General features: G+C 68.9%; 23 protein-coding genes. 10 read left to right on the forward strand and 13 right to left on the reverse strand.

Going from position 1 to position 22,720, the window contains the following annotated elements; genetic code table 11:
• The first annotated feature begins 116 nt into the window (after nt 1-116).
• A complete protein-coding gene (locus ALSL_RS12490) occupies nt 117-593 on the forward strand; it encodes a crossover junction endodeoxyribonuclease RuvC (RefSeq protein ID WP_126539538.1) in 477 nt (158 codons plus the stop codon).
• A gap of 58 nt (nt 594-651) precedes the next feature.
• Here ALSL_RS12490 and ALSL_RS12495 read toward each other — a convergent pair whose 3' ends face one another.
• Both ALSL_RS12495 and ALSL_RS12500 read right to left on the reverse strand, forming a co-directional pair.
• Nucleotides 652-2,091 carry a coniferyl aldehyde dehydrogenase gene (locus ALSL_RS12495; RefSeq protein WP_126539540.1) on the reverse strand — a complete coding sequence of 480 codons (1,440 nt, stop codon included), beginning with the start codon at nt 2,089-2,091 and terminating at the stop codon, nt 652-654.
• A 31-nt stretch (nt 2,092-2,122) separates the two neighbouring features.
• Nucleotides 2,123-3,763 (reverse strand): GMC family oxidoreductase, encoded by a 1,641-nt coding sequence (locus ALSL_RS12500; protein ID WP_126539542.1) that lies wholly within the window; start codon nt 3,761-3,763, stop codon nt 2,123-2,125.
• Nucleotides 3,764-3,830: 67 nt separating this feature from the next.
• Between ALSL_RS12500 and ALSL_RS12505 the strand changes: the two genes are divergently transcribed.
• Both ALSL_RS12505 and ALSL_RS12510 read left to right on the forward strand, forming a co-directional pair.
• Complete coding sequence (locus tag ALSL_RS12505; protein ID WP_126539544.1) at nt 3,831-4,421, forward strand: sugar 3,4-ketoisomerase; 591 nt, start codon at nt 3,831-3,833, stop codon at nt 4,419-4,421.
• Nucleotides 4,418-5,218 carry a hypothetical protein gene (locus tag ALSL_RS12510; RefSeq protein ID WP_126539546.1) on the forward strand — a complete coding sequence of 267 codons (801 nt, stop codon included), beginning with the start codon at nt 4,418-4,420 and terminating at the stop codon, nt 5,216-5,218. The genes ALSL_RS12505 and ALSL_RS12510 overlap by 4 nt, the downstream gene beginning before the upstream one ends.
• Before the next feature lie 11 nt (nt 5,219-5,229).
• Here the strand turns inward: ALSL_RS12510 and ALSL_RS12515 are convergent, their stop codons facing one another.
• Complete coding sequence (locus ALSL_RS12515; RefSeq protein ID WP_231700226.1) at nt 5,230-6,726, reverse strand: IS5 family transposase; 1,497 nt, start codon at nt 6,724-6,726, stop codon at nt 5,230-5,232.
• A gap of 315 nt (nt 6,727-7,041) precedes the next feature.
• Between ALSL_RS12515 and ALSL_RS12520 the strand changes: the two genes are divergently transcribed.
• The 4 genes from ALSL_RS12520 to ALSL_RS13885 all read left to right on the forward strand — a co-directional run bounded on the left by ALSL_RS12520 (nt 7,042) and on the right by ALSL_RS13885 (nt 8,602).
• Nucleotides 7,042-7,323: a type II toxin-antitoxin system ParD family antitoxin gene (locus ALSL_RS12520; RefSeq protein WP_062196849.1), complete on the forward strand. Its 282-nt coding sequence runs from the start codon at nt 7,042-7,044 to the stop codon at nt 7,321-7,323.
• The gene (locus tag ALSL_RS12525; RefSeq protein ID WP_062196848.1) at nt 7,320-7,670 is read left to right on the forward strand and encodes a type II toxin-antitoxin system RelE/ParE family toxin; all 351 of its coding nucleotides are present in this window, start codon (nt 7,320-7,322) and stop codon (nt 7,668-7,670) included. The genes ALSL_RS12520 and ALSL_RS12525 overlap by 4 nt, the downstream gene beginning before the upstream one ends.
• A 174-nt stretch (nt 7,671-7,844) precedes the next feature.
• Nucleotides 7,845-8,129: a type II toxin-antitoxin system RelB/DinJ family antitoxin gene (locus ALSL_RS12530; protein ID WP_231700227.1), complete on the forward strand. Its 285-nt coding sequence runs from the start codon at nt 7,845-7,847 to the stop codon at nt 8,127-8,129.
• A 107-nt stretch (nt 8,130-8,236) separates the two neighbouring features.
• Entirely contained in the window at nt 8,237-8,602 is a 366-nt protein-coding gene (locus tag ALSL_RS13885; protein WP_198410658.1) for a type II toxin-antitoxin system mRNA interferase toxin, RelE/StbE family, read from the forward strand.
• Here the strand turns inward: ALSL_RS13885 and ALSL_RS12540 are convergent.
• The gene (locus ALSL_RS12540) at nt 8,587-9,657 is read right to left on the reverse strand and encodes an alkene reductase (RefSeq protein WP_126539550.1); all 1,071 of its coding nucleotides are present in this window, start codon (nt 9,655-9,657) and stop codon (nt 8,587-8,589) included. The two genes, ALSL_RS13885 and ALSL_RS12540, sit on opposite strands and share 16 nt — an antisense overlap.
• A 152-nt stretch (nt 9,658-9,809) precedes the next feature.
• Here ALSL_RS12540 and ALSL_RS12545 point away from each other — a divergent pair, with 152 nt between their 5' ends.
• Together ALSL_RS12545 and ALSL_RS12550 are read left to right on the forward strand one after the other, a co-directional pair.
• Nucleotides 9,810-9,992, forward strand: a complete 183-nt coding sequence (locus tag ALSL_RS12545) for a hypothetical protein (protein WP_126539552.1) — start codon at nt 9,810-9,812, stop codon at nt 9,990-9,992.
• Nucleotides 9,993-10,042: 50 nt separating this feature from the next.
• The gene (locus ALSL_RS12550; RefSeq protein ID WP_126539554.1) at nt 10,043-10,237 is read left to right on the forward strand and encodes a hypothetical protein; all 195 of its coding nucleotides are present in this window, start codon (nt 10,043-10,045) and stop codon (nt 10,235-10,237) included.
• Nucleotides 10,238-10,251: 14 nt separating this feature from the next.
• On the opposite strand, the gene ALSL_RS12555 is transcribed toward ALSL_RS12550, so the two are convergent.
• From ALSL_RS12555 to ALSL_RS12590, 8 genes are all read right to left on the reverse strand, one after another.
• Nucleotides 10,252-11,883 (reverse strand): MASE1 domain-containing protein, encoded by a 1,632-nt coding sequence (locus ALSL_RS12555; RefSeq protein WP_126539556.1) that lies wholly within the window; start codon nt 11,881-11,883, stop codon nt 10,252-10,254.
• Nucleotides 11,884-12,044: 161 nt separating this feature from the next.
• Entirely contained in the window at nt 12,045-13,847 is a 1,803-nt protein-coding gene (gene recQ, locus ALSL_RS12560) for a DNA helicase RecQ (protein WP_126539558.1), read from the reverse strand.
• Nucleotides 13,848-13,854: 7 nt separating this feature from the next.
• The gene (locus ALSL_RS12565; RefSeq protein ID WP_126539560.1) at nt 13,855-15,882 is read right to left on the reverse strand and encodes an FUSC family protein; all 2,028 of its coding nucleotides are present in this window, start codon (nt 15,880-15,882) and stop codon (nt 13,855-13,857) included.
• Between the two features lie 50 nt (nt 15,883-15,932).
• A complete protein-coding gene (locus tag ALSL_RS12570; protein WP_126539562.1) occupies nt 15,933-17,984 on the reverse strand; it encodes an FUSC family protein in 2,052 nt (683 codons plus the stop codon).
• Complete coding sequence (locus tag ALSL_RS12575; protein ID WP_126539564.1) at nt 17,981-19,438, reverse strand: efflux transporter outer membrane subunit; 1,458 nt, start codon at nt 19,436-19,438, stop codon at nt 17,981-17,983. The genes ALSL_RS12570 and ALSL_RS12575 overlap by 4 nt, the downstream gene beginning before the upstream one ends.
• Nucleotides 19,435-20,427 carry an HlyD family secretion protein gene (locus ALSL_RS12580; RefSeq protein WP_126539566.1) on the reverse strand — a complete coding sequence of 331 codons (993 nt, stop codon included), beginning with the start codon at nt 20,425-20,427 and terminating at the stop codon, nt 19,435-19,437. The genes ALSL_RS12575 and ALSL_RS12580 overlap by 4 nt, the downstream gene beginning before the upstream one ends.
• Nucleotides 20,424-20,636 carry a DUF1656 domain-containing protein gene (locus ALSL_RS12585; RefSeq protein ID WP_126539568.1) on the reverse strand — a complete coding sequence of 71 codons (213 nt, stop codon included), beginning with the start codon at nt 20,634-20,636 and terminating at the stop codon, nt 20,424-20,426. Before ALSL_RS12585 ends, ALSL_RS12580 begins: the two co-directional genes overlap by 4 nt.
• A 31-nt stretch (nt 20,637-20,667) precedes the next feature.
• The gene (locus ALSL_RS12590; RefSeq protein ID WP_126539570.1) at nt 20,668-21,063 is read right to left on the reverse strand and encodes an MGMT family protein; all 396 of its coding nucleotides are present in this window, start codon (nt 21,061-21,063) and stop codon (nt 20,668-20,670) included.
• Between the two features lie 68 nt (nt 21,064-21,131).
• On the opposite strand from ALSL_RS12590, the gene ALSL_RS12595 reads away from it, so the two are divergent.
• Nucleotides 21,132-21,536, forward strand: a complete 405-nt coding sequence (locus tag ALSL_RS12595; protein ID WP_126539571.1) for a hypothetical protein — start codon at nt 21,132-21,134, stop codon at nt 21,534-21,536.
• A gap of 13 nt (nt 21,537-21,549) precedes the next feature.
• Here the strand turns inward: ALSL_RS12595 and ALSL_RS12600 are convergent, their stop codons facing one another.
• Nucleotides 21,550-22,671 carry an inorganic phosphate transporter gene (locus ALSL_RS12600; RefSeq protein ID WP_126539573.1) on the reverse strand — a complete coding sequence of 374 codons (1,122 nt, stop codon included), beginning with the start codon at nt 22,669-22,671 and terminating at the stop codon, nt 21,550-21,552.
• Nucleotides 22,672-22,720: the final 49 nt, after the last annotated feature.

A 22,720-nucleotide genomic window follows, 5' to 3' on the forward strand; every position in this document is an offset into this window, starting at 1 on the left:
CGCATCTGACGCTGTACATCGTAAGTCTCTACGCGCGTGCGCGTGCGCGCGCCTCACGGGAGTAATCGATATCGTGCGTCGGATGCGTCAGTCCCCACCGAACGAGGACTGACACCATGCACACCACCCTGCTTGCCCTCGACCTGGGCACCACCACCGGCTGGGCGCTGCGCGACCGCACGGGCCGAATCACCAGCGGCACCGAAGCCTTCAAGCCCCGACGCTTCGAAGGCGGCGGCATGCGTTTCCTGCGCTTCAAGCACTGGCTCACCGAACTGAAGGCCCACGCCGACGGGATCGACGCGCTGGTCTTCGAGGAAGTGCGCCGCCACGTCTCGACCGACGCGGCGCACGTCTACGGCGGCTTCCTCGCCACGCTCACGGCCTGGTGCGAGCACCACGGCATTCCCTACCAGGGCGTGCCGGTGGGCACGATCAAGAAGCACGCCACCGGCTCTGGCCGCGCCGGCAAGGACGCGGTGATGGCGGCCGTGCGTGCGCGGGGCCACGCCCCGGCGGACGACGACGAGGCCGACGCCCTGGCGCTGCTGCACTGGGCCCTCCCGCTCCACGACGCGGCGCAGGAGGACTGAGATGATTGTTCCGACCCCAGGGACGTCCGCCCCGGTTTCAGGGCGGACACCGCGGGGCCTAGCGGATGAAGAGCCGATAGATCAGCTTGTTGACGAGACCGTACGGCGGATAAGCGAAGCGCGCGCCGTTGAAGCGCGGCTTCACGTACACGCTCTTGGCGTGCGAGAAGGTCAGGAAACCCTCCTTGCCGTGATAGCGACCGATACCCGACGGGCCGATGCCGCCGAAGGGCAGGTCGTCCTGGGCAATGTGCGAGAGCGTATCGTTGATGGAGACACCGCCCGCGTGCGTCTGCTCGAGCACCCGCCGTTGCCGCTGCTTGTCGTAATCGAAGTAGTACAGGGCCAAGGGGCGCGGATTGCGCCGCACGTACTCGAGCGCCTCGTCGAGACTGTCGTAGGGCACCACGGGCAGCAGCGGCCCGAAGATCTCCTCCTGTCGCACCAGCATGTCTTCCGTGGTGTCGAGCAGCAGCGTGAGCGGCAGCTTGCGCACGTCCTCCAGTTTCTCGGAGGCGGGGTTGATCTCGACGATACGCGCCCCCTTCTCGCGCGCGTCGCGCAGATACCTCGTCAGACGCTCGTACTGCCGGTCGTTGACGATGGCGGTGAAGTCCGGGTTGTCGCGCAGCGTTGGGTACATGCGCGAGACCCGGCGCTGGAAGGCCTCGACGAACCCGTCCACCCGGTCCGCGGGACAGAGCACGTAGTCCGGGGCGATGCAGGTCTGCCCGGCGTTGAGCGCCTTGCCGAAGGCGATGCGCTCGGCCGCGTGATCGAGCGGGACCGTGTCCGAGACGATCGCCGGCGACTTGCCGCCGAGCTCGAGGGTGACGGGGGTGAGGTGCTCGGCGGCGGCGCGCATCACCTGCCGCCCCACCGCCGTCGAGCCGGTGAAGAGCAGGTGATCGAAGGGCAGGCGCGTGAAGGCCTGCGCCACCTCCGCCTCGCCATGCACCATGGCGACGTGATCCTCGGGGAAGACCTCGCCCAGCATGGCCTCGAGGGTCTTGTTGGTGGCCGGGGTGAACTCGGACACCTTGATCATCGCCCGGTTGCCCGCGGCCAGCGCGGTCGCGAGCGGCTCCAGCACCAGCTGGATCGGGTAGTTCCAGGGCGCGATGATGCCCACCACCCCCAAGGGCTGGTACTGGACGAAAGCCTTGGCCGGCTGGAAAGCGGCCCCGACATGGCGCCGCTCGGGCTTCATCCACCGCCGGACGTTCTTGAGCTGGTAGTTGATCTGGCTGACCGTCGGCATGATGTCCGCGAGCATGGTCTCGTCGCGCGAACGGCAGCCGAAGTCTTCGTTGACGGCATCGGCCAGGCGCCCCTGATAGCGCAGGATCGCCGCCTTGAGCCGACGAAGGTTCTCGCGACGAACCTCGGCCGACGGCATGGGATCGCGGTCGAAGGCTCGCCGCTGGCTCTGGAAGACCTCCTGCATGCGGTCCATCTCGGACCGCGTCCGCTGGGCGTTCAGCGCCGTCACGCTCATCGTCGTTCCTCCCGCCAATCCACAGGTTCCCTCACTGGGCCGCCGCGACCGCCACGGTCGCGCTCGGCTCCCGGCCGCGCTTGCGGTCCTCGAGAATCATCTCCGCGCCCTTCTCGGCGATCGCGATGGTGGGCGCGTTGGTGTTGCCGCCGACGAGCGTGGGCATGATGGAGGCGTCGATGACGCGCAAACCCTCCATTCCGCGCACCCGCAGGCGCTCGTCGACCACGGCCGAGTCGTCCTGTCCCATCTTGCACGTCCCCACGGGGTGGTAAATGGTGTTCGCCTTCCGGCGCACGAAATCCCGGATCTCGTCGTCGCTCCGGACCCGTTCGCCGGGGAAGATCTCCGCCCCGCGGTAGGGATCGAAGGCCGGCTGAGCGAGCACCGCCCGCCCGACCTTGACCGCGCGCACCATCTTCTCCATGTCCTCCGGCGCCTCGAGGTAGTTGGGCTGGATGTGCGCCGGCTCGGCCGGGTCGGCGCTATTGAGCGAGATGTAGCCCCGGCTCTTCGGGCGGAGCTCGCAGATGTGCAGCGAATAGCCGTGGCCGAAGAGGAAGGGCAGGTTCAGGCCGTGGTTGTCGAGGCGCATCGCCGTGAGGTGGAACTGCAGATCGGGTATGGCCTGGTCGTCGCCGCTGCGCACGAAACCGCCGGCCTCGGCGCCGTTGGTGGCGAACATGCCCTGGCGCTTGCGCAGGTACTCGAACAGCGCGAAGACCCCCTTGTACAGGGAATCCAGGGCGAACCCGTACGAGACCGCCTTGCGGCACTTGTGCACGATCATGACATCGAGGTGATCCTGGAGGTTGCGGCCGACCCCCGGCAGCGAATGCCGGACCTCGATGCCGTGCCGCCGCAGCTCCTCGGCCGGCCCGATGCCGGAGAGCATCAGGAGCTGCGGCGAGTTGATGGCGCCCCCCGAGACGATCACCTCGGCGGCGGCGCGCAGGGTCTGCCGGACCCCGCGACGCCGGAGCTCGACCCCCACCGCGCGCCTGCCCTCGAGCAGGATCCGCGTGACCAGCGCGTCGGTGACGATATCCAGATTGGGACGGCTCTCGGCCTCGCGCAGGTAGGCCTGCGCCGCGCTCCAGCGCCGGCCGTTCTTCTGGGTGACCTCGTAGAGGCCCACCCCCTCCTGCTCGGGACCGTTGAAGTCGTCGTTGCGGGGATAGCCGGCCTGCACCCCCGCCTCGACGAAGGCCTTGGAGAGCTCGTTGGGCTTGCGCAAGCGGGCGACGTTGAGCGGCCCGCCGGTGCCGTGGTATTCGTCGCCCCCGGCCTCGCGGTTCTCGGCCTTGCGGAAGTAGGGCAGCAGCTCCTCGTAGCTCCACCCCCGGTTGCCCAGCTCGGCCCAGTGGTCGTAGTCCCAGCGGTGACCGCGGGTGTAGATCATCGCGTTGGTGGAGCTCGAGCCGCCCAGGGTCTTGCCGCGCGGCCAATAGAGGCGGCGATTGTCGAGATGGGGCTGTGGCTCGGTGTAGTAGCGCCAGTTCAGCTTGCGGCTCCACATCAGCGACAGGATGCCGATCGGCGTGTGGATGAGCGGGGACTTGTCCTTGGGCCCCGCCTCGATCAGACACACCCGCACGCTCGGATCCGCGCTGAGCCGGTTCGCCAGCACACAGCCCGCCGAACCCGCGCCGACAATGATGTAATCGTACATCGGCCTCCTCCTCCCATGGGGTATACGGATTTAAGGACACGCTGAACAAATCAGCATTTTACTGGAAATGAGCGAGAGTGACCGCATCGTCCGGCCCGGGGCCGTCGTGACGCGCGACGTTCCGCCCCATGCGGTCGTCGCCGGGAACCCTGCACAGATCGTCGGGTACACCGATGTCGCAGCTGCGGCCACCCAGATTGCCGCATCGCGTGCCCCGGAGAACCCCGGGGCCACGCCTAGCCGCGTGCGCGGTGTCACGCTGCACAAATTACCGAAGGTGCTCGATCTCCGCGGCAATCTCACCGTCGGCGAATTCGGACGCACCCTGCCTTTCGAGGCGCGCCGCTACTTCATGGTATTTGGTGTTCCCAATGCGGAAGTGCGCGGGGAACATGCGCATCGGACGTGTCACCAGTTCCTCGTCTGTGCGCACGGCAGTCTTTCGGTCGTGGCAGATGACGGTTCTATGCGTGAGGAGTTTGTGCTAGACGATCCCAGCGTTGGTCTCCATCTTCCACCGCTGACGTGGGGGATCCAGTACAAGTACTCGCCCGACGCAGTTCTGCTGGTATTTGCATCCGAGTACTACGACCCCGCCGAGTACATTAGGGACTATGGGGAGTTTCTGGAACTTGCGGCTGCGGGGAACATTCGATGAATGTGAACACGCGCATCCGCCGCCTGACCGAGGCCTACAGTACAGAGCAGCTGCATGATGTCTTGAGCAACGCAGGCATAGCAGGGCCACACTCATTCATTCGAGGGCTTGACGCCGACTACGACCGCGACGTACTCATCGGCCAGTGGCTGCGGCCGCTCACGGCAGCGGATGACCTGCGCTTCGTTGTGCACGTGGACCATAGCGAGGTGTGGGTCCTGGCGGAGAGGCTCCCCTGGGATTCCGAGTTCTTCGGCCTCGGAATGGCTAGGCTGAATGCGGTGGTGCGGCCGGGACGCACGGCTGCCACACGCGATGACGGTCGGGAGATGGCGCAGGCGTTGACGGCAGTCGCAGACCTGTTCAAGCAGCAGCGGATCGACTACGTGTTTGCTGCGGTCTCGCCTGCCGATCTCCCATTGATCCGTGCAATCTCGGCCAACGGGTTCGAGCTCATCGAGACGCGCTGTCACTACCATCGCGCCCTTTCGGGTCCACCGGCCCAGCGGTACGCCACGCGATTGGCCCGGCCTGAGGATGTGCCTTCGCTCGCGCGCGCGGCCCGCGTCATGGTCAATTCTTACGACCGCTTCCACGCCGATATCGCCATCGCTCCAGCGGCAGCTGACAGGCTCATGGAGCGTTGGGTCGAGGCATCCATTATGGATGGCTTCGCTGATGCGACGATCGTGCCCGACGAGCCCGAGCCCGAAGCATTCTGCACAGCCCGCTATCACCGGCAGCACTGGGAGGGCTGGAAACTTCGCCTTGCCCAACCCGTACTTAGTCGCCCCTGAAAAATTCATTTTCACGCCGCCCTTAGCCGCAGCTGGGCAGGGTTGGCGCCACTGGTCTCGGTTGGCCGCCGCTGGGCGAGCCACCGGCCGATGAGGCGCACGGCCGCAATGAGGCGCAAAAAAGCTCGCCTCAAGAAGGGCACGCCCTTCTTCGTGATCATGCGCAGCAGCCAGCGGATGTTGTAGCCCGCCGCGCACAGCACCGCGTGCAGCCGGTCACCCTGCTCGCCCTTGAGATGGCACCTGTCCATGCGGTGATCCTGCTTCAAGTGCCCGATGACCGGCTCGATGGCCTGGCGGCGCTTGAGCAGCTTGCGCTCCTCGTGCGTCAGGCGCTTGATCTTGCCGCGGTGCGCCAGGCGCACATCCGCAATGTCGGCTTCCACCCCGCGGTAGCCCAGATCGGCAAACGCTGTGCTGGGCTTGATGCCAGTGTCCTGCATCAGGATGGTGGCCTGCTCAATCTGGGCTTGCAGCGTGTGGCCGTCGTAGGGGTTGCCGTGGAAGGCCCGTGCGCCCAAGATCAGGCTGTGCTTCAAGGTGCTGACAATGCCGACCTTGACGCCGAACTCGTAAGGGCAGCGGGCCTTGCCCTTGTTGATGCACTCCACCTCCGGCGCGTGCCAGGCGTAGAGCTTGCGTCCCTCTTCGGTGGCCTTGCGGTTGGCGGTTTGCGCCACGATGCGCACAGCCTTGTTCAAGGTCTCACCGAGCGCTTCGCGTATGGCCTGCCCCAGGCGGGCAGCCTTGCGCTCGATCTCGCGCTGCAGTCTGGCCACGATGGTGCGCTGACGCTTGATGACCCGGCGCATGCGTGCGAACTGCCGCGCGTGCGCATAGCGTCCTGCCTTGCGGCTGAGGTCTTTGCCTTCCTTGGCAAAGGTCTGCTTCAAGGCGATGCCGGCTTGCTTGGCTGCTTGCACCAGCTTGGTGCGCGCGGTCTCGAGCAAGCGGCTGTCGGTCGGGTGCGCCACCGCCTTGGGTTGTACGGTGGTGTCCACCACCACGCGCTTGAGTTCCTGCGGCTTGATGAGTCCGGTTCCCACCGCCACGTTGATCGTCTGCGCCAGGAGTTCTTCCACCCCCTCCTCGCCCAGCAGCCGGCGAAACTTCACCAGCGTCGTGGCGTCGCACGGCCGGCGATGTTCAAAGTACGCCCGCCCCGAGAAGAACTGCCATGTGGGGGTTTCGCCCCAGCGCTCGACCACCCCTTCGTCCGACTCGTTGAAGGCGTGCTTCAGATACAGCAGCGCGATCATCACGCGCAGCGGCACGCGGGGTCGGCCTGCGTTGGACGCCCGAGCTGCGCGCACCGGAGATTCGCCAAAGAGGTCCAGATCGGGCATCGCGACACCTGCGCGCGCTTTGCGCATGAACAGGTGCGACAGCCTTGCTTCCAACTCCTGCCACGGCATGCGCGAGGTCAGCACCGCCAGCGGATGGCGCAGGTCGATCATCTGATCGAGCCGGGCGCGGAAGAAGTCCTCGGTGGCGGGGCAGGCAAACATCGAAAAACTCCCAGAAAACGGCGCATCAGACCATCAAATCTGGGGGAAATTGTACTCGCAAACAGACAATAACACACGAAAAATCATGAGGTTATGAATATTTCAGGGGCGACTAATTGTAATGGGGGGGCTGTCAATAGCAAGATGGCATATTGTCGCGGGGATGTATCAAAAATGTTGCATTGGCGAGGCTGCGACGGGGGGCCGTGCATGCGGGTTACCCCCAGCGGAGCCCCCAGTGGAGTGACCCATCGGGATTGCACTCCGGGTGTAGGGTTGGCATACTATGCCAATCTTTCCTGCAAGGAGATCGTCATGCCGACGCGCAATGTTGTCCTCACCGATCACCAGGCCGCGCTGGTAGAGCATTTGGTCGCCAGCGGCCGCTACCAGAACGCCAGCGAAGTGCTGCGCGAGGGCTTGCGTCTTGTCGAACAACGCGAGGCCGAGGACGCCAGCCGCCTCGAAGCGCTGCGCGCCGCCGCCAAGGCGGGCATCGCCGATATCGAAGCGGGACGCTACAAGACGTTCGATACCAAGGAATCCTTGCGCGCTCACCTGAAGGCCGTGACAGCCCAAACGCTCGCCCAAGCATGAGCGAGCCGTGGCGCGTTCGCCTGGCCGCCAGTGCCGAGGCCGATCTGCTCGACATCGCGGCGTGGACGGCGGAGCGCTTCGGTTCCCGGCAGGCTGGGTACTACGTCGACACCGTGACACAAGCCATCGAGGCCTTGCACGAGGGGCCCGACATCCTGGGGGCCAAAGCGAGGGACGACATCGCGCCCGGCATTCGCACCCTGCATGTGGCGCGGCAGGGCAGAAAGGGCCGTCACTTCGTCGTGTTCCGGGTTGCCCCGGGGCGAGTCATCGAGGTGCTCCGCCTGCTTCACGACAGTATGGATCTGTCGAGGCATTGGCCGAACGATGACGCTGAAATCCAGTGAGACCGTGAGCAGCGGGGCTACAGCGTGCTCCTGCGGGGGCGGCGTGAAACGGACAAACGCCCGAAACTTTCCGCACTGGCCCGAAGGATTGCGCAGGGGTTTGGAAAATGAGTTCGAAATCGGTGGTTGACTGCACCACCATCCAAGGGCCCGCATAGTCTCGGGCCCTTTTTCTTGCCTGAAATCAACCACGTGGTGCCGGGTTTCCCGCCACCTGTGCTGTGGGCGGCCTTGCCGGAACGGCCATCATCGGCCATGGGGCTGACCGTGTCCGACGCTGTGCGCATCCTGCTCAAGCGCGTGGTGAACGAACAGGCCTTCCCGTTGGAGTTGAAGGTGCCCAACGCCCAGACCCGCGCGGCGATGGAAGAAGCCCGCGCCATGGCCAAGGCGCGCACCGCCCGTTATGACTCCGCCGATGCCCTGATCGATGACCTCGAAAAAGCCCGCCAGCAATAGGCGGGCTGCGCCGCCCAAGGCGGGCGACCACACCAAGACTTTCCTCAAAGATTGGGAACGCCTCTCGCGCTCAGGCCGATAGGACCTGAAGCGCCTGAAGGTGCGCAATGCTGCTGCTCATTGGCAACGACGCGCCGCTGAGCCCCGAATGGCTGGACCACCCGCTCGAGGGCGATTGGGTAGACCACCGTGAATGCCACATCGGTGGCGACTTTCTTCTGATCTACCGCTTGGATGGAAACGCCATCGTCTTTGTGCGTGCGGGCACGCATTCTGAATTGTTCGAAGAAGGTTTCAGGCACGCCGTAACCACCTGCCGCTGCGCGGCCCCGTCAGTCGGCAGCGGCCCCGCTGGAACCGGAGCTGGCTCATACGCCATGACCGGCCAGCGGGTTTTGCGATCCGCATGCGCCGTGGCAGCGCGCAAGCAACGAGCTCACCGCCAACGGCGTGATCTTCAAAGCTCGGTATAACCCTCGGGACCGGGGGTATAGAAGGTGCGCTCGTCGGGGGTCTTGAGCGGCGCGCCGGTGCGCAGGCGCTCGACGAGGTCCGGGTTGGCGATGAACGGGCGGCCGAAGGCGACGAGGTCGCAGCGACCGGTGGCCAGGTCGGCATTGGCACGCGCGGCGTCGTAACCGCCGGAGAGGATGTAGCGATGCTTGAAGACCTCGCGCAGCCGGGTCTTGATCGTCATCGGCACTTCCGGCGCGCCCATCGAGCTGTGATCGACGATGTGCAGGTAAACCAGGCTGATGTCGCTGAGTTCCTGGGCCAGTCGCACGTAGAGCGCGTCGGTGTCGGCATCCGGCTGCATGCCGTTGAACACGCCATAGGGCGAGATACGCATGCCTACGCGGTGGGCGCCGATCGCCGCCGCCGCGGCGCGGGCCACCTCGACGGCGAACCGGATGCGGTTCTCGATACTGCCGCCCCAGCGGTCGTCGCGCTGGTTGGATGCGGTGTTCAGGAACTGATCGATGAGGTAGCCATTGGCGCCATGCAGTTCGACGCCGTCGAACCCGGCTTCGATGGCGTTGCGGCAGCCTTGCGCGAACTCCTCGATGGCGGCGGCGATGTCCGCCTCGCTCATCGCGCTGGGCGTGGGATAGGGCTGCATGCCCTGGGTGTCGGTCCAGATCTCGCCGGGCGCCGCGATCGCGGAGGGCGCGAGCAGCCTGGCCCCGGGCGGCAGGTTGGCCGGATGGCCGACGCGTCCGGTGTGCATGAGCTGGACGAAGATGCGGCCCGCGCCGGCATGCACCGCCTGGGTGACCTGACGCCAGCCGGCGACCTGGGCGGGCGAGAAGATCCCCGGAATGCGGGGATAGCCCAGACCGTTGGGAGAAGGCGAAGTGCCCTCGGCAACGATCAGGCCGGCCGCCGCGCGCAGCCCGTAATACCTGGCCATCAGCTCGTTGGGCACGTTGCCGATGGCGCGTGAGCGGGTCATCGGCGCCATCACGATGCGGTTCTTGAGCTCGATGCCACCGAGCTCGATGGGAGTGAACAAGGGCTGTGCCTGCATCGGTCGATCCTTTCAGGGAGAAGGGGCAGCGAAGCTTAGCCCAGCCGACCTCGACCGGCGCCGCGGTGGCCACGCCGACGGCTGTCAGGGGGCGGTGTTACATTCCCGGTCGCTCATTTCGAGCAAATGTCAAGCCTCAAAGGGGAAAAGCCATGTCCAAACAGATCCGCCGTTCCGCCGCTCTGCTCGTCGCCGTCGCGGCCTTCGCGTTCTCCACGATGCCCGGCGCCGCCGTCGCCAACACGAGTGGCCAGGCCGCCATCCAGACCGTCAAGTACGTCAGTGTCATCGCAACCAAAAAGAAGTGCGACCCGATCGAATGCAGCTCGCACTGACGCCGTTAGCGAACCCATCTTTCGAAAGTCCATTCGACAGGAGTAACGCCATGCACAAGCACGCCCTCAAGTCCGCCGTCGCCGTCCTCGCCCTGACCCTCGCCCTGGGCGCCCATGCCACAGGCGTCGCGCAAACGACCGCAGCCAAGGCCGAACGCTTCGAGCGCACCGCGGCCGGCACCCATGCCGTCAGTGTCATCGCAACCAAAAAGAAGTGCGACCCGATCGAATGCAGCTCGCACTGACAGCGAAGCGGCTTTTACCGCCAGGCGTCCATCGACATGGCATCGTCGCCGGCCGCCTGGCGGGGATCGAGCAGCACGATACGAATGCGGCTGGCCGTACCGGTACGACGCATGTCCAGCCCACCCTCGAAGACCCGAGCGCGATCATGCAACGCATCCAGGCCCAGTCCGCTGGTCAGCCGGGTCAGCCGCGGCAGCAGCGCTTCCCAGCGCACGCGCTTGAGACGCGCGTCATGGCCTCGTCCATGGATACACAGCATGACCCACCGGCGGCCTTGGCGCGTACCGCTGCGCACACGCACATGGACTTCGCTCACTTCCCGGCGCGAACAGAGGAAGGTCACCGCTTCGTTGCTCAACCGGTACACGGTGAGATGGACTGCCGGTGAGAGACGTCCGAGCGATTGGCCGCTGAAATCGCACCAATAGGCGATGCCGGCCTGCCCGAGCAGGCGCGCCAGGACGCCTTCGCGCAGCGCGCCGACGAGGCCGCGTTCACGCCAGACCTGCGGATACAGGCTGTCGGCCAGGAAGTACATGTGCTCCTGGGCTGCGACCGCCTGGCGGTGATAGCCGCGCTCGTCGGTGTCCGGAAGCAGATGGCGCAAGCGACCGATCAACTGTCCGTAGGTGGTCTGCACCGATTCACGGGCCTGTTCGAGCGCCAGCGAGGCCTGCTGCAACTGCATCTCGCCGATCAGCACGTTGCGCTGCGCCAGCGCCAGGGTCGCGCGGGCCTGGTCGTGACCCTGGCGTTCGCGGCGCAGCAAGGCCCCCATCCGGGCGCCGAACAACAGCATCGTGCTGATGGTGAAGGCGATGAACACCTGCGCCACCAGCGTGCCATAGTCATAGCGCGCGGGCATGGTCAACACCACTGCGATGCTGGCCGCGGTACCGCCCACGGCGGCCCCGCGCCAACCGTGGCGCAAGGCCAGCCAGACCACCGGGAAGAACATGGCCATGCGCGCGAGCTGCTCGAGTTCCGGCGGCGCCACGCGGGCAAGCCAGACCAGCGCGAGCAGACTCGGCAACAACAGGCCGATCGCGGCCCGGAACAGCGGACTGCGGGACAGGCGCGAAACCCATGCGCGCCATGGGCTGCGCGGACATTCCTGGTAGGCGATGAGCACCAGCGGGACTACGGTGAGCGCACCCAGATAGTTGCCGAGAAACCAGCGGCCGATCAGCAACGGGTAGTGCAAGGCTGGATAATCGGATGGCAGCCGGGCAGCCAGCAGCACCGCCGTATTGCTCAAAGTCCACACCACCGACACCAGCAAGGTGCACAGCAGCAGCACGCCCATGTCGACCTCGCCGCCCTTCGTGAACAAGCGCAGGCGTTCGCGGCACAGGTAGGCCACCGGCATGGCAAGGGCGATCGGCGGGATCAGTACGAGCAGCGACCACAGCCAGCCGAAATCGGGCAGGCAATCCAGGCTGAGCTGGGCGAGCGGCAGCAGTTCGCCGACCACCAGGGCAGGCCAGTAGCGATAGGGCACCAGCAGCAATGCGCCCAGGCGCAGGCCGACGAAGAGCAACCAGTGTGAAAACGACCATTCGCGCAACACGCAAAAGCCGATGGCATAGGCCACCGCCACTGCCGCCTGCTGCAACCAGGATGCCCCCTTTCCGTCCCTGCGCATCTTCCGCCCCCTCGAAAAAAGCCAGGATGTCGACCCGCGGCCTTGCGGTCGCGGGCCTCACTATAGCGCGCCCGCTCCATGGATGAAGTCCACCGCGCCAGGAGCGACGCAGGATCACTTGACCGCCATGTTCAGCCTCGGCGGCGGCGCCCTTTCGCCCTTCAGTCGGCGGGAAAGACGGCCAGGAAGGCCCGGCCGTAACGCTCGAGCTTGGCGCTGCCGACGCCCGGAATACGCGCGAGTTCGGCCATGTCGCGCGGCCGGGCGTGCAGCATGGCCAGCAGCGTGGCGTCGTGGAAGATCACATACGGCGGTACGCCCTGCTCCCGCGCCAGTTGCAGGCGCAGCGCGCGCAAGGCTTCCCATAGCGGCTGCTCGTGGGCGGCCAGACCGAGCTGCGCGTGTCCGCCGGCGACCGCACGGTGCCGGCGCGACGGCACGGCGCGGGCATCGCTGCGCATGCGCACCGTCTGCTCGCCCTTGAGCACCGCCCGGCTGGCGGCAGTCAGGCGCAGGGTGCCGAAGCCCTCGGCATCCGCCTCGAGCAGGCCGGCGGCGAGCAGCTGACGGAACACCGAGCGCCAGCCGCGCTCATCGAGGTCGGCGCCGATGCCATACACGGAAAGCCGGTCGTGGCCGAGGGTGCGCAGACGCGCATCGTCCGCGCCGCGCAGGATGTCGATCACATGACCGGCACCGAAGCGCTGGCCGCTGCGGTAGACCGCCGACAGCGCCTTGCGCGCCGGCACGGTGGCATCCCAGGTGCCCGGCGGATCGAGGCAGTTGTCGCAGCGACCGCACGGGCCGCGGTAGTACTCGCCGAAGGCGCCGAGCAGCAGTTCGCGCCGGCAGCGCGTGGTCTCGGCGTAGGCCAGGAGCGCTTCCAGCTTCTGCCGTTCGACGCGCTTGCGCGCGTCGGCCGATGCGGACTGGGCGATCATCTGGCTCATCGTCACCACGTCGGCGAGGCCGTAGATCATCCACGCCTCGGCCGGCAGCCCGTCGCGGCCGGCGCGGCCGGTCTCCTGGTAGTAGCCCTCCATCGAGCGCGGCAGATCCAGGTGCGCGACGAAGCGCACGTCGGGCTTGTCGATGCCCATGCCGAAAGCGACCGTGGCCACCATCACCACGCCGTCCTCGCGCAGGAAACGCTGCTGGTTGGCCGCGCGCGTGGCCGCGTCGAGCCCGGCGTGGTAGGGCAGCGCCTCGATGCCGGCGGCGGCGAGCCAGGCGGCGGTCTCGTCCACTTTCCGGCGGCTCATGGCGTAGACGATGCCGGCCTCGCCGCGATGGTCGTCGAGAAAACGCATGAGCTGCGCGCGTGGGTCGTGCTTGAGCGCCACGCGGTAGCGGAGGTTGGGCCGGTCGAAGCTGGCGAGGAAACACCGCGCCCGCTCGAGCGCAAGGTACTCGGCGATTTCCTCGCGGGTGCGCGCGTCGGCGGTGGCGGTGAGCGCGATGCGCGGCACCTGCGCGAAACGCTCGTGCAGCACGGTCAGCGCGCGGTACTCGGGGCGGAAGTCGTGTCCCCATTGCGACACGCAATGCGCCTCGTCGATGGCGAACAGCGCCACCTCGATGCTTGCCAGCAGCTGCAGGAAGCGCGCGGTGAGCAGCCGTTCCGGCGCCACGTAGAGCAGGTCGAGCTCGCCGGCCAGCAGGCGCCGCTCGACCTCGCGCTGCGCATCCGCGCCGAGCGCGGAGTTGAGGCAGGCCGCGGCCACGCCGGCCGCCGCGAGCGCCTCGACCTGGTCCTGCATCAGCGCGATCAGCGGCGACACCACGATGCCGGTGCCGGGCCGCAGCAGCGCGGGAATCTGGTAGCAAAGGGACTTGCCGCCGCCGGTGGGCATCAGCACCAGCGCATCGCCGCCGGCGAGCAGATGCTCGACGATCGCCTCCTGCTCGCCGCGGAAGGCGGGATAGCCGAACACACGGCGCAGGGTCTCGCGCGCGGGCGACATGCGCGCCTCAGCCCGGCGCCGGCAGCGCCGCCGGCACCGAATGATCGGCCGGAAACAGGTTCCGGCGCAGGCTGGTCAGCGCCAGCAGCGCCGGTTCGTCGACCGGCAACGTGGCGGCGATCCGGGCCAGGCAGGCGTCGATGGCCTGGCGCAGCGCCGGCGGCGGCGCGGCGGTGGGCGTGCGCTCCAGGGTCTGGTAATAGGCGGCCACCTGCCCGATCAGCTCGCGCATCGCGGCCGCCGAGGCGGCATCGGCCTTGCGGCTGGCCTGATGCAGCTCGAGCAGTGCGCCGCCGACCATGAGATCGCGCAGGGCCTCGGCCGGCTGCGGGCCCGGCGCGGCCGCCATGCGCAGCACCAGCAGGCCGATGCGATGGATCATGCGGCTGCGCCAGCGCAGCTGCTCGCGCGGCGACAGGTAGCGCATGCGGGCGATGTCGCGCCGGCCCGCCGCGAGCGTGCGGCGCACCAGCCCGTCCAGCCACAGAAAGCGGGTCACGCTGACCATCAGCATGGCGAAGTAGATGCCGGTCAGGGTGGCGATGCCGGCATTGAGGTAAAGCTCGAAATCGGTGTGGAAGGTGCGGTCGACGATGCTCGGGCTCATCACGCCGACGACGAAATTGAAGCCCATCGCGCTGAACCGCGGCATCGCCATCATCAATCCGCTGGCCAGGAGCGCCGGGGCGAAGGCCAGCACCATGGCGCCGAAGTCGCTGATCGCGGGCAGGATCAACACCACGTACAGCGCACCGAGCAGCAACCGCAGGAACACGCCGACGAACTTGTTCTTGAGCATCTGCGCCGGGTTGGGCGTGGCCGAATAGACCGAAAAATACACCCCGGCCATCATCGCCGCGCTGTAGCCCTGGGTCCAGCCCGACTCGATCCACAAGGCATTGCCGACCAGCAGCGTGACCGCCACCGCCAGCGCGGCACCGGCGGCACCGCGCAGGTCGCGCTCCATCGGCCGCCACGCGCTGCCGCCGGCCGCCGCGGACACGAAGCCGCGGCTGAAACCGCTGGCGGCGGCCTGGCGATAGCGCAGGATGGCGCCCTTGAGGCGGATCAGCTCGGCGATCCGCTCGAGCAGGTTGCAAAGCAGCGCCTCGCGCCAGCCCGGCGGGGCATCGAGCACCGGGCGCAAGGCGGCGGCGCGCGCGAGCAGGGGTTCCATGGCGGCAAGCTGCGCGGCCGGATCCTCGCCGGCGGCGAACCAGTCCCGGGCCTCGTCCATGAAGGCGCGCACCGGCGCGGGCAATCCGCCGAGGGCGACGAGTTCGGCGCTGCGGTCGGCCACCGCCAGCGACAGCGGCAGCACCCGTTCGACCTGGGTCAGCGTGGCGCGGATCGCGCGGGCCTCCTCGCGCGCATGCGGGCCTTCGAAGCGCTGATGCACCAGCAGGTCGTAGAGCTCGTTGAAGGTCGCCGCCAGCTTCTGCCGATCGGGCGCCGGCGCCGGTTCGGCGGAGGCGGCCGTCAGCGCGGCCACCGCCAACGCCTGCGCATCGGCGAGCGCGCGGTCCACGCGCTGGCGCACGATCCGCGTGGTCGAGACCGGAAACACCACCGCATGCACGACCGTGCTGCAGACGATGCCGAGCGAGATCTCCAGAAACCTCGCGCTGGCGTACTCGAAGACATCTTCCGGGTGGGACAGGATGGGGAAGATGATGATGCAGCTGGTGTAGCCGGCCAGCACGAACATGTAGCCGCGCGCGGTGCGGTCGACGAGCTGCAGGAACACGCACAGCGCCAGCCAGGCCGCGATCGCCAGCAGCAGCAGCGCCGGGGTCTGGACCAGCGGCGGCACCATGAACACCGAGGCGCAGGCACCGGCGAAGGTGCCGCACATCCGGTAGACGCCCTTGGACACCGTAGCGCCGGCATGGGGCTGGGCGACGATGTAGGCGGTCACCACCGACCAGGCCGGGTTCTCCAGTCCCGAGCGCAGCGCGATGTAGAGCGCGAGCATGCCGGCCAGAAAGTTCTTGAGCGAGAACAGCGTCGCCTGGCGGGAAATGTTGAGCGTCATGGCCCGTTGCGGTCCCCTCGCCGTGCCTGGACGCTCGACGCGTGCATCGCTCAGGCGCCTTCCGGATCGGCCAGCGGCGGCGCGACCGGGTGGCGCTCGCGATAGAGCCCGTAACGCAGGCCGACCAGCCCGAGCAGCGCCTCGTCGCGCGCCGGTCCGGGCGGCAGCGAACCCAGCCGCGCCAGCGAGGCTTCCAGCGCCTGCTTGAGCTCGGGCGGCGGCGGCAGCGGCCGGTTGGCCTCGATGCGGGCGCGGTAATGCGCGGCCACCAATGCCAGCAGGCGGTTGATCGCCGCCTGGTTGACCGGCGGCAACGCCGCCCGCGCGCGGCGCAGGTTCAGGATGTTGAGCCCGATGCGCACCTCGTCGAGCATGTCCACGCCGGCGACCTCGCTGTCCGCCGGCAGCGCGGCCAGCCGCGGCGCGAGCAGGCCCAGCAGATCCAGCATGCGCACCATGAAGCGGTCGCGGTCCTGCCGGCCGTGGCCTTCGGCCGCCGCGGCGAGCAGCCGCCAGCCCTGGCGTACCAGTCGCCGCGCGCTCCAGTCGGCGCCCACCGAGCGGAACAGCCGCGTCACCACCAGCGCGAAGACCAGCCCGAGCACCGAGGAGACCGCGCCATTGACGTAGCGGGTGAAGTCCGCCTCGTAACGGTTCTGGATCGCCAGCAGCGAGGCGAAGTTGGTGATCACGATCATGCCCGGCATGAACAGCCTGGGGCGCACGGCGGTGAGCCCGGCGAGCAGGAAGAACGGCGCGATCACCAGCACCAGCGGGACGAAGTCGTGGAGCGCGGGCAGGATGCCGAACAGGTACACGCCGGCGGCGAAGGTGGCGAACAGGATGCCGTTCAGGAACAGCAGGATGCTGGGCGCCGGATCGTCCTGGGCGGCGAAGAACGCGCCGGCCACCGCCGCCATCATCGCGCCGGAGGCGCCGTCGGACCAGCCGATCGCGATCCACAGCAGGCAGTAGGAAAACAGCGTGGCGCCGGTGGCCAGCGCCGAGAAGGTGAGCATGCTCCAGTCGACGTGGCGGTTGCCGGCGCGGATCAGCCGGCGCAGGTCGGTGCCGTAGGCGCGCGGCGGCGGCGGCTCGGCGGTGACGATGGCGCGCTGCAGGTGGCGGGCGTCGTACCACAGCGTCGCCAGCTCCTCCAGCCGCAGCAGCAGGCCGTTGCGCAGCGGGCCATCGGGCCGGGCATCGGCGATCGCGCGCAGCTCGCCGATGCGGGCGCGAAAGCCTGCCAGCGCCTGCGCGCTCGGCCAGGCCGGATCTTCGATCCAGCCACGCAGGTCGTCGCGCAGGGCGAGCAGGCGCGGGTCGGCGGCGGCCAGGGCCAGGTCGTCCAGGCGATCCTCGATGCCGGCCAGCACCGGCAGCAGACCGAGCAGGCGCGCGCGCAGCTCGGCCAGCCATGCGTGCAGCGGGCCGTGGCGGGGATCGTCGCGGCGCGCGAACGGGATGACGAGGTCGAGCTGGGAGAGGTCCGTCGCCAGCCGCCGCCGCAGCGCGGCGGAGCTGCCCTGATGCTGCAGCGCCTGCACGCACCAGGCCCGGGCATCGTCCATCAGCCCCTCGACGCGGCGCACCACCTGCGTCTTGATCGAGACCGGGAACACCAGCGCGCCGACCAGCACCGCGCACAGGCTGCCGAGCACGATCTCCTCGCTGCGCGCGAGCGCGGTGTCGAAGATGGTGTCCGGCTGCAGGATGGTGGGAAAGCCGACGAAGGCGGCCGTGTAGCCGGCCAGCATGAACACGTAGGCCGACGGTCCGCGATGCAGCAGGGTGACGAACATGCACGCGGTGAGCCACAGCGACATCGCCAGGCTCAGGACCTCGGGCACGTGCAGCAGCCCGGGCACCATCACCACCACCGCCGCGGAACCGAGCACGGTGCCGAGGATGCGATAGACCCCGCGCGCGTTGGTGCCGCCCAGCACCGGCTGCAGCACGATGTAGGCGGTGGCCATCGCCCAGTACGGGCGCGAGAGATCGGCCAGCAGCGCGATGTAGAGCGCCAGGATCGCGGCCAGGAAGGACTTGCCCGAATGCAGCCAGGCCTGGCGATCGCGCAACAGCGAGACGAGCGTGTTCACGGCGCGCCGTGGCCCACCGCCTCGACCGGCTGCCAGCCGCCCCCCAGGGCCAGGAACAGGCGCACCTGATCCTGCGAGAGCTGCGCCTCCACCCCGGCCAGGTTGGCCTCGGCGTTGGCCAGGGTGCGCTCGCCGTCCAGGCTCGACAGGTAGGGCTCGCGGCCGGCCTGGTACATCCTGCGCACGTCCGCGGCGGCGGTGCGGGAACGGTCGCGCGCCTCGCGCAGGGCGGCGGCGCGGCGCAGATCCTCGGCATAGGTGTCGAGGATGGACTGCGTCTCGCGCAGCGCGCGCAGCACGGTCTGGTCGAACTCGGCCAGGGCGAGGCTCGCCCCGGCCTGCGCCAGCGCCACCCGGGCGTGCGCGCCGCGGCCGGGGATCGACCAGGACAGCAGCGGCCCGAGCGTCCACGTCTGCGTGGCCGGTTCGCCGAAATCCTTGAGCAGGCCGTTGGCGCCGACCGAGGCGCCGAGGCGGATGTCCGGATACAGCTCGGCGGTCGCCACGCCGATGGCGGCGGTGGCGGCGGCGAGGCTGCGCTCGGCCTCGCGCACGTCCGGCCGCCGGCGCAGCAGCGCGGCGCCATCGCCGATTGGGATCGCCTGCCGCGGCTGCGGCGCCTCCTGACACTGCATCGCCACCGCCGGCACCTGATCGGGCGTGCGTCCGAGCAGCGCGGCCAGCTCGTAGCCGGCCGCCTGGCGACGTGCCCGCAGGGGCGGCACCGCGGCTTCGAGCAACGCCACCTGTGCATCGGCCCGCTCGACCGCGGTGCGGGTGCCGCGGCCGCTGGCCTGCAGCCGCGCGGCCACGCGCCGGCTGTCCTGCTGCAGCGCCACCGAATGCTCGGCCACCGCGATCTCGTGGTTGCTGTGGCAGATCTCCAGATAGGCGCCGACCACACCGGCCGCAACGCTGATGCGCGCCAGATCGACCGCCGCCTGCGCGGCCTCGGTGCCGGCGCGGGCCGCCTCCACGCCGCGGCGGATCTTGCCGAACAGGTCGAGCTGATAGGAGACCGAGACGCTGGCGTCGGCGACGTTGAACGGCGGCAGCGGCTCGGTCAGCAGCAGCGACTCGCCCGAGATCTTGGCCCGCCCGGCGGTGGCCGAAACCTCGCCGTCCAAGCCGCCCGCGGCGCGCGCCTCCTGGTAGCGAGCCTGCGCCTGGGCCAGATGCGCGGCGGCGACCTTGAGCTCGGTGTTGGCCGCCAGCGCCTGCTCGACCAGCCCGTCGAGCGTCGCATCGTCATACAGCGCCCACCAGCGCCCGGTGAAGGCGGGCTGGTTGGCATCCAGCGCCGGCGAGCCGGCATTGGACAGCGCCGGCGCGCGCTGCTGCACGCGGGCGTAGACCGAATCCTTGGGCAGGTGGTAATCCGGCCCGACCGTGGTGCAGGCCGCCAGCAGACCGGCCAGGGCGCCGGCCAGCATACGCACGACGCTGGGCTTCATCGACGGTCGACCCGCGCCGTGGCCGCCGGCGCGCCGTCGCCGGCCGGCACGATGCTCACCGTCGCCGTGCGTCCGGCGATCAGCCGCACCGAGCGCGGCACCTGGTCGATGCCGATCCGCACCGGCACGCGCTGGGCCAGACGCACCCAGTCGAAGGCCGGGTTGACGTTGGGCAGCAGGCTGGCGCCGGTGCTGCGGTAACGGTCCTCGATGCCGGCGGCGATGCTCTGCACGTGCCCGCGCAGCACGCCGGGCTCGCCCATGATGTGGATGTCGACGCGGTCGCCCTCGCGGATGCCGTGCAGGCGGGTTTCCTCGAAATAACCGTCGACGCGGAACGAGCTCGTGTCGAGCACCGCCAGCACCGGCCTGCCGGCGGAGACGTAATCGCCCAGACGCACCGTGCGGTCGTTGAGCCGCCCGGCGACCGGGCTGTGCACCACCGTGCGCTCCAGGTTGAGCCGGGCCAGCGCCACCGCCGCCTTGGCGCTGGCGATGTTCGCCTCGTCCGCGCCGATGCTGGCCTGGGCGGCGGCGACCGCCGCGTTGGCCTTGTCGAGGTTCGCGCGCCGGGTCTCGATCTCCTCGGTCGCGACCAGATCCTTGAGCGCCCGGTCGCGGCTCACCTCGCGCTCGAGCTGGCGCTGGCTGGCCAGGCTCTGCAGCAGCGCCGCCCGGCTCTGCGCCAGATGCGCCTGGCTTTGTTCCAGCGCCCCCAGCGCCTGCGCCAGCACGATGCGGTAGCGGGCCTGGTCGATCACGAACAGCACCTGCCCGCGCTCGACCGGCGCGTTGTCGCCCACGCGCACCTCGGTCACGAAGCCGGACACGTCCGGCGCCACCTGCACCACGTCCGCGCCGACGTGCGCATCGCGGGTCCACGGATCGCGCATGTAGTACCGCCACAGATGCCGCAGCACCACGAGCGCCACGGCCACCACGAGCACGGTCAGGGTGACCGACAACACCTTGCGCAGCCTGGGATTCATGCGTGCACCGCCTTGCGCGACAGTTCGACCAGCGCACCGAGCACCAGCACGTAGAGGGCGAAGTTGAACAGCGGCGGATGCCAGATCAGCCGGTAGACGCCAAAGCGCTGCAACACCAGCCGCATGCCGTTCTGCAGCAAATAGGCCAGCAGCATGAGGCCGAGCAGGGTCGGCACGAAAACCCCGTAGACGGTGAACTCTCCGTACATGGTTGCCCTTGAGGCCGGCGAAAAATCGATTTTACTTCCGGCGCGGCTTGCGCGCTGCATCAGCGCGCGGCGCGGCGGCCGTTTCCGCGGCGTCCCGCGGGGCCCACAGCCAGCGATCCAGATCCTGCCGCCGGGCAAAATGCGCCCTCGGCACGCGGCCGCGGACCAGTTCGACGCCCTCGGCCTCGAGCCGGCGTCGTTGCGCTTCGAAGGCGGCGCTGCCGGGCGCGAAGGCGAGGTGGCCATCCGCCCGCAGCACGCGATGCCAGGGCAGCGCGGCCTCGGCCGGGGCGGCGGCGAGCACGCGTCCCACCCAGCGTGCGCGTCCCGGCAGGCCGGCCTGCGCGGCGATGGCGCCGTAGCTGGCCACGCACCCCGCCGGAATGGCCGCGACCGCGGCGAAGACGCGCTCGTGCGGGGTCGTCATCGACGCCTATCCCGGGGTGGCCGGCAGGTTAACATCGTCACCGATTCCGAGTTTGGACAGAACACACCATGCGTCACTTCGAAGCCGTGCGCTCCTACGTGGGCAGCCGCCACCCGCTGCGCCGGAACGATCCATACCTCATCAGCTTCGATCTCACCCTGCCGCACGGGCGGCACCAGGGGCTGTATCTGGCCGAGCTGGAGGACGAGGGCGGACGGCGCTGCCTGCGCCTGTCCACGCCGGTGGGGCCGCTGGACGGCACCGATCCCATGCGCTGCCTGCGCTTCAACTGGGAGCAGCGCACCGGCTTCCTGGCGGTGGCCGATCTCGAGGGCGCGCCCTACCTGCATCTGTGCGAAAACCGCCCCTACGGCTGTTTCGACGCCAAGGAGCTGGACCGGCTGATCGACGAGCTGGGCACCCTCGGCGACCGGCTGGAGCGGCTCATCGCCCGCGCGGGCGACACGCTCTGAGGCCGCGAACGCCTCACCACTGCCGGGCCAGCTGCACGCAGGCATAGGCCAGGAGCGCGCTGACCGGCAGCGTCAGCAGCCAGGCCCAGACCATGCGCTCGACCACGGTCCAGCGGATCGCGTTCCAGCGCTTGGCCGCGCCCACGCCCATGATCGCGGCCGAGACGTTGTGCGTGGTCGACACCGGAATGCCGAACGCCGAGGCGGTGAGGATCACCGCCGCGGAGCTGCCTTCGGCGGCGAAGCCGTTGATCGGGTGCAGCTTGACCATCTTGTGGCCGAGGGTCTTGATGATTCGCCAGCCGCCGCCGGCGGTGCCGCCGGCCATGGTCAGCGCGCACAGCACGGCCACCCACGAGGGTACCTCGAAACCGCCGCTGGCGCTGCCGTGCACGCGCAGGAAGCCGAGCCAGCCCGGCAGCGCATCGAACTGTCCGGCCGAAGTGGCGCCGGCCAGCGCCAGCGCGATGATGCCCATGCTCTTTTGCGCATCGTTCATGCCGTGGGCCAGGCCCATGGTGCTGGCCGAGACGATCTGCGCCTTGCCGAAGAAGGCATTGACGAACGGCGCGCGGCCGAAGCGGCGCAGGAAGCCGCGCCGTTCGGCGCACCAGGCGAGCAGCGCGTAGAGCGCGCCCATCAGCAGGAAGCCGAGGGTAAAACCCATGAGCGGCGAGACCACCATCGGCACGATCACCTTGGGGACCACCCCGGCGCCCTGCCACCAGTGCGCGCCGCCCTGCAGCCAGATTACCGCGTCGAAGCGGTTGCCGGCGGCGGCGATCGCCGCGCCGACCAGCGCGCCGACCAGCGCATGGCTGGAACTGGACGGCAGCCCCCACCACCAGGTCAGCAGGTTCCAGGCGGTGGCGGCGGTCAGCGCACAGATCAGCAGCTGCGGCCCGGCCTCGATCACGCGGGTGTCGATGATCCCGGCGGCGATGGTCTTGGCCACCGCGGTGCCCCACAGCGCGCCGATCAGGTTGGTCACCGCGGCGAGCAGCACCGCCTGTCCGGGCGTCAGCACCTTGGTCGCCACCACCGTGGCGATCGAGTTGGCGGTGTCGTGAAAGCCGTTGATGTAGGTGAAGGCCAGTGCGATCAGCACCACCGCGGCGACCAGCCCCGGACTCATGCGCGCCTCCGCACGCGCGGGTCCGCGGCCGGCCGCGGCCCGGGCGCGG

The sequence above is a fragment of the Aerosticca soli genome (genome assembly GCF_003967035.1).
Taxonomy (GTDB): Bacteria; Pseudomonadota; Gammaproteobacteria; order Xanthomonadales; family Rhodanobacteraceae; genus Aerosticca; species Aerosticca soli.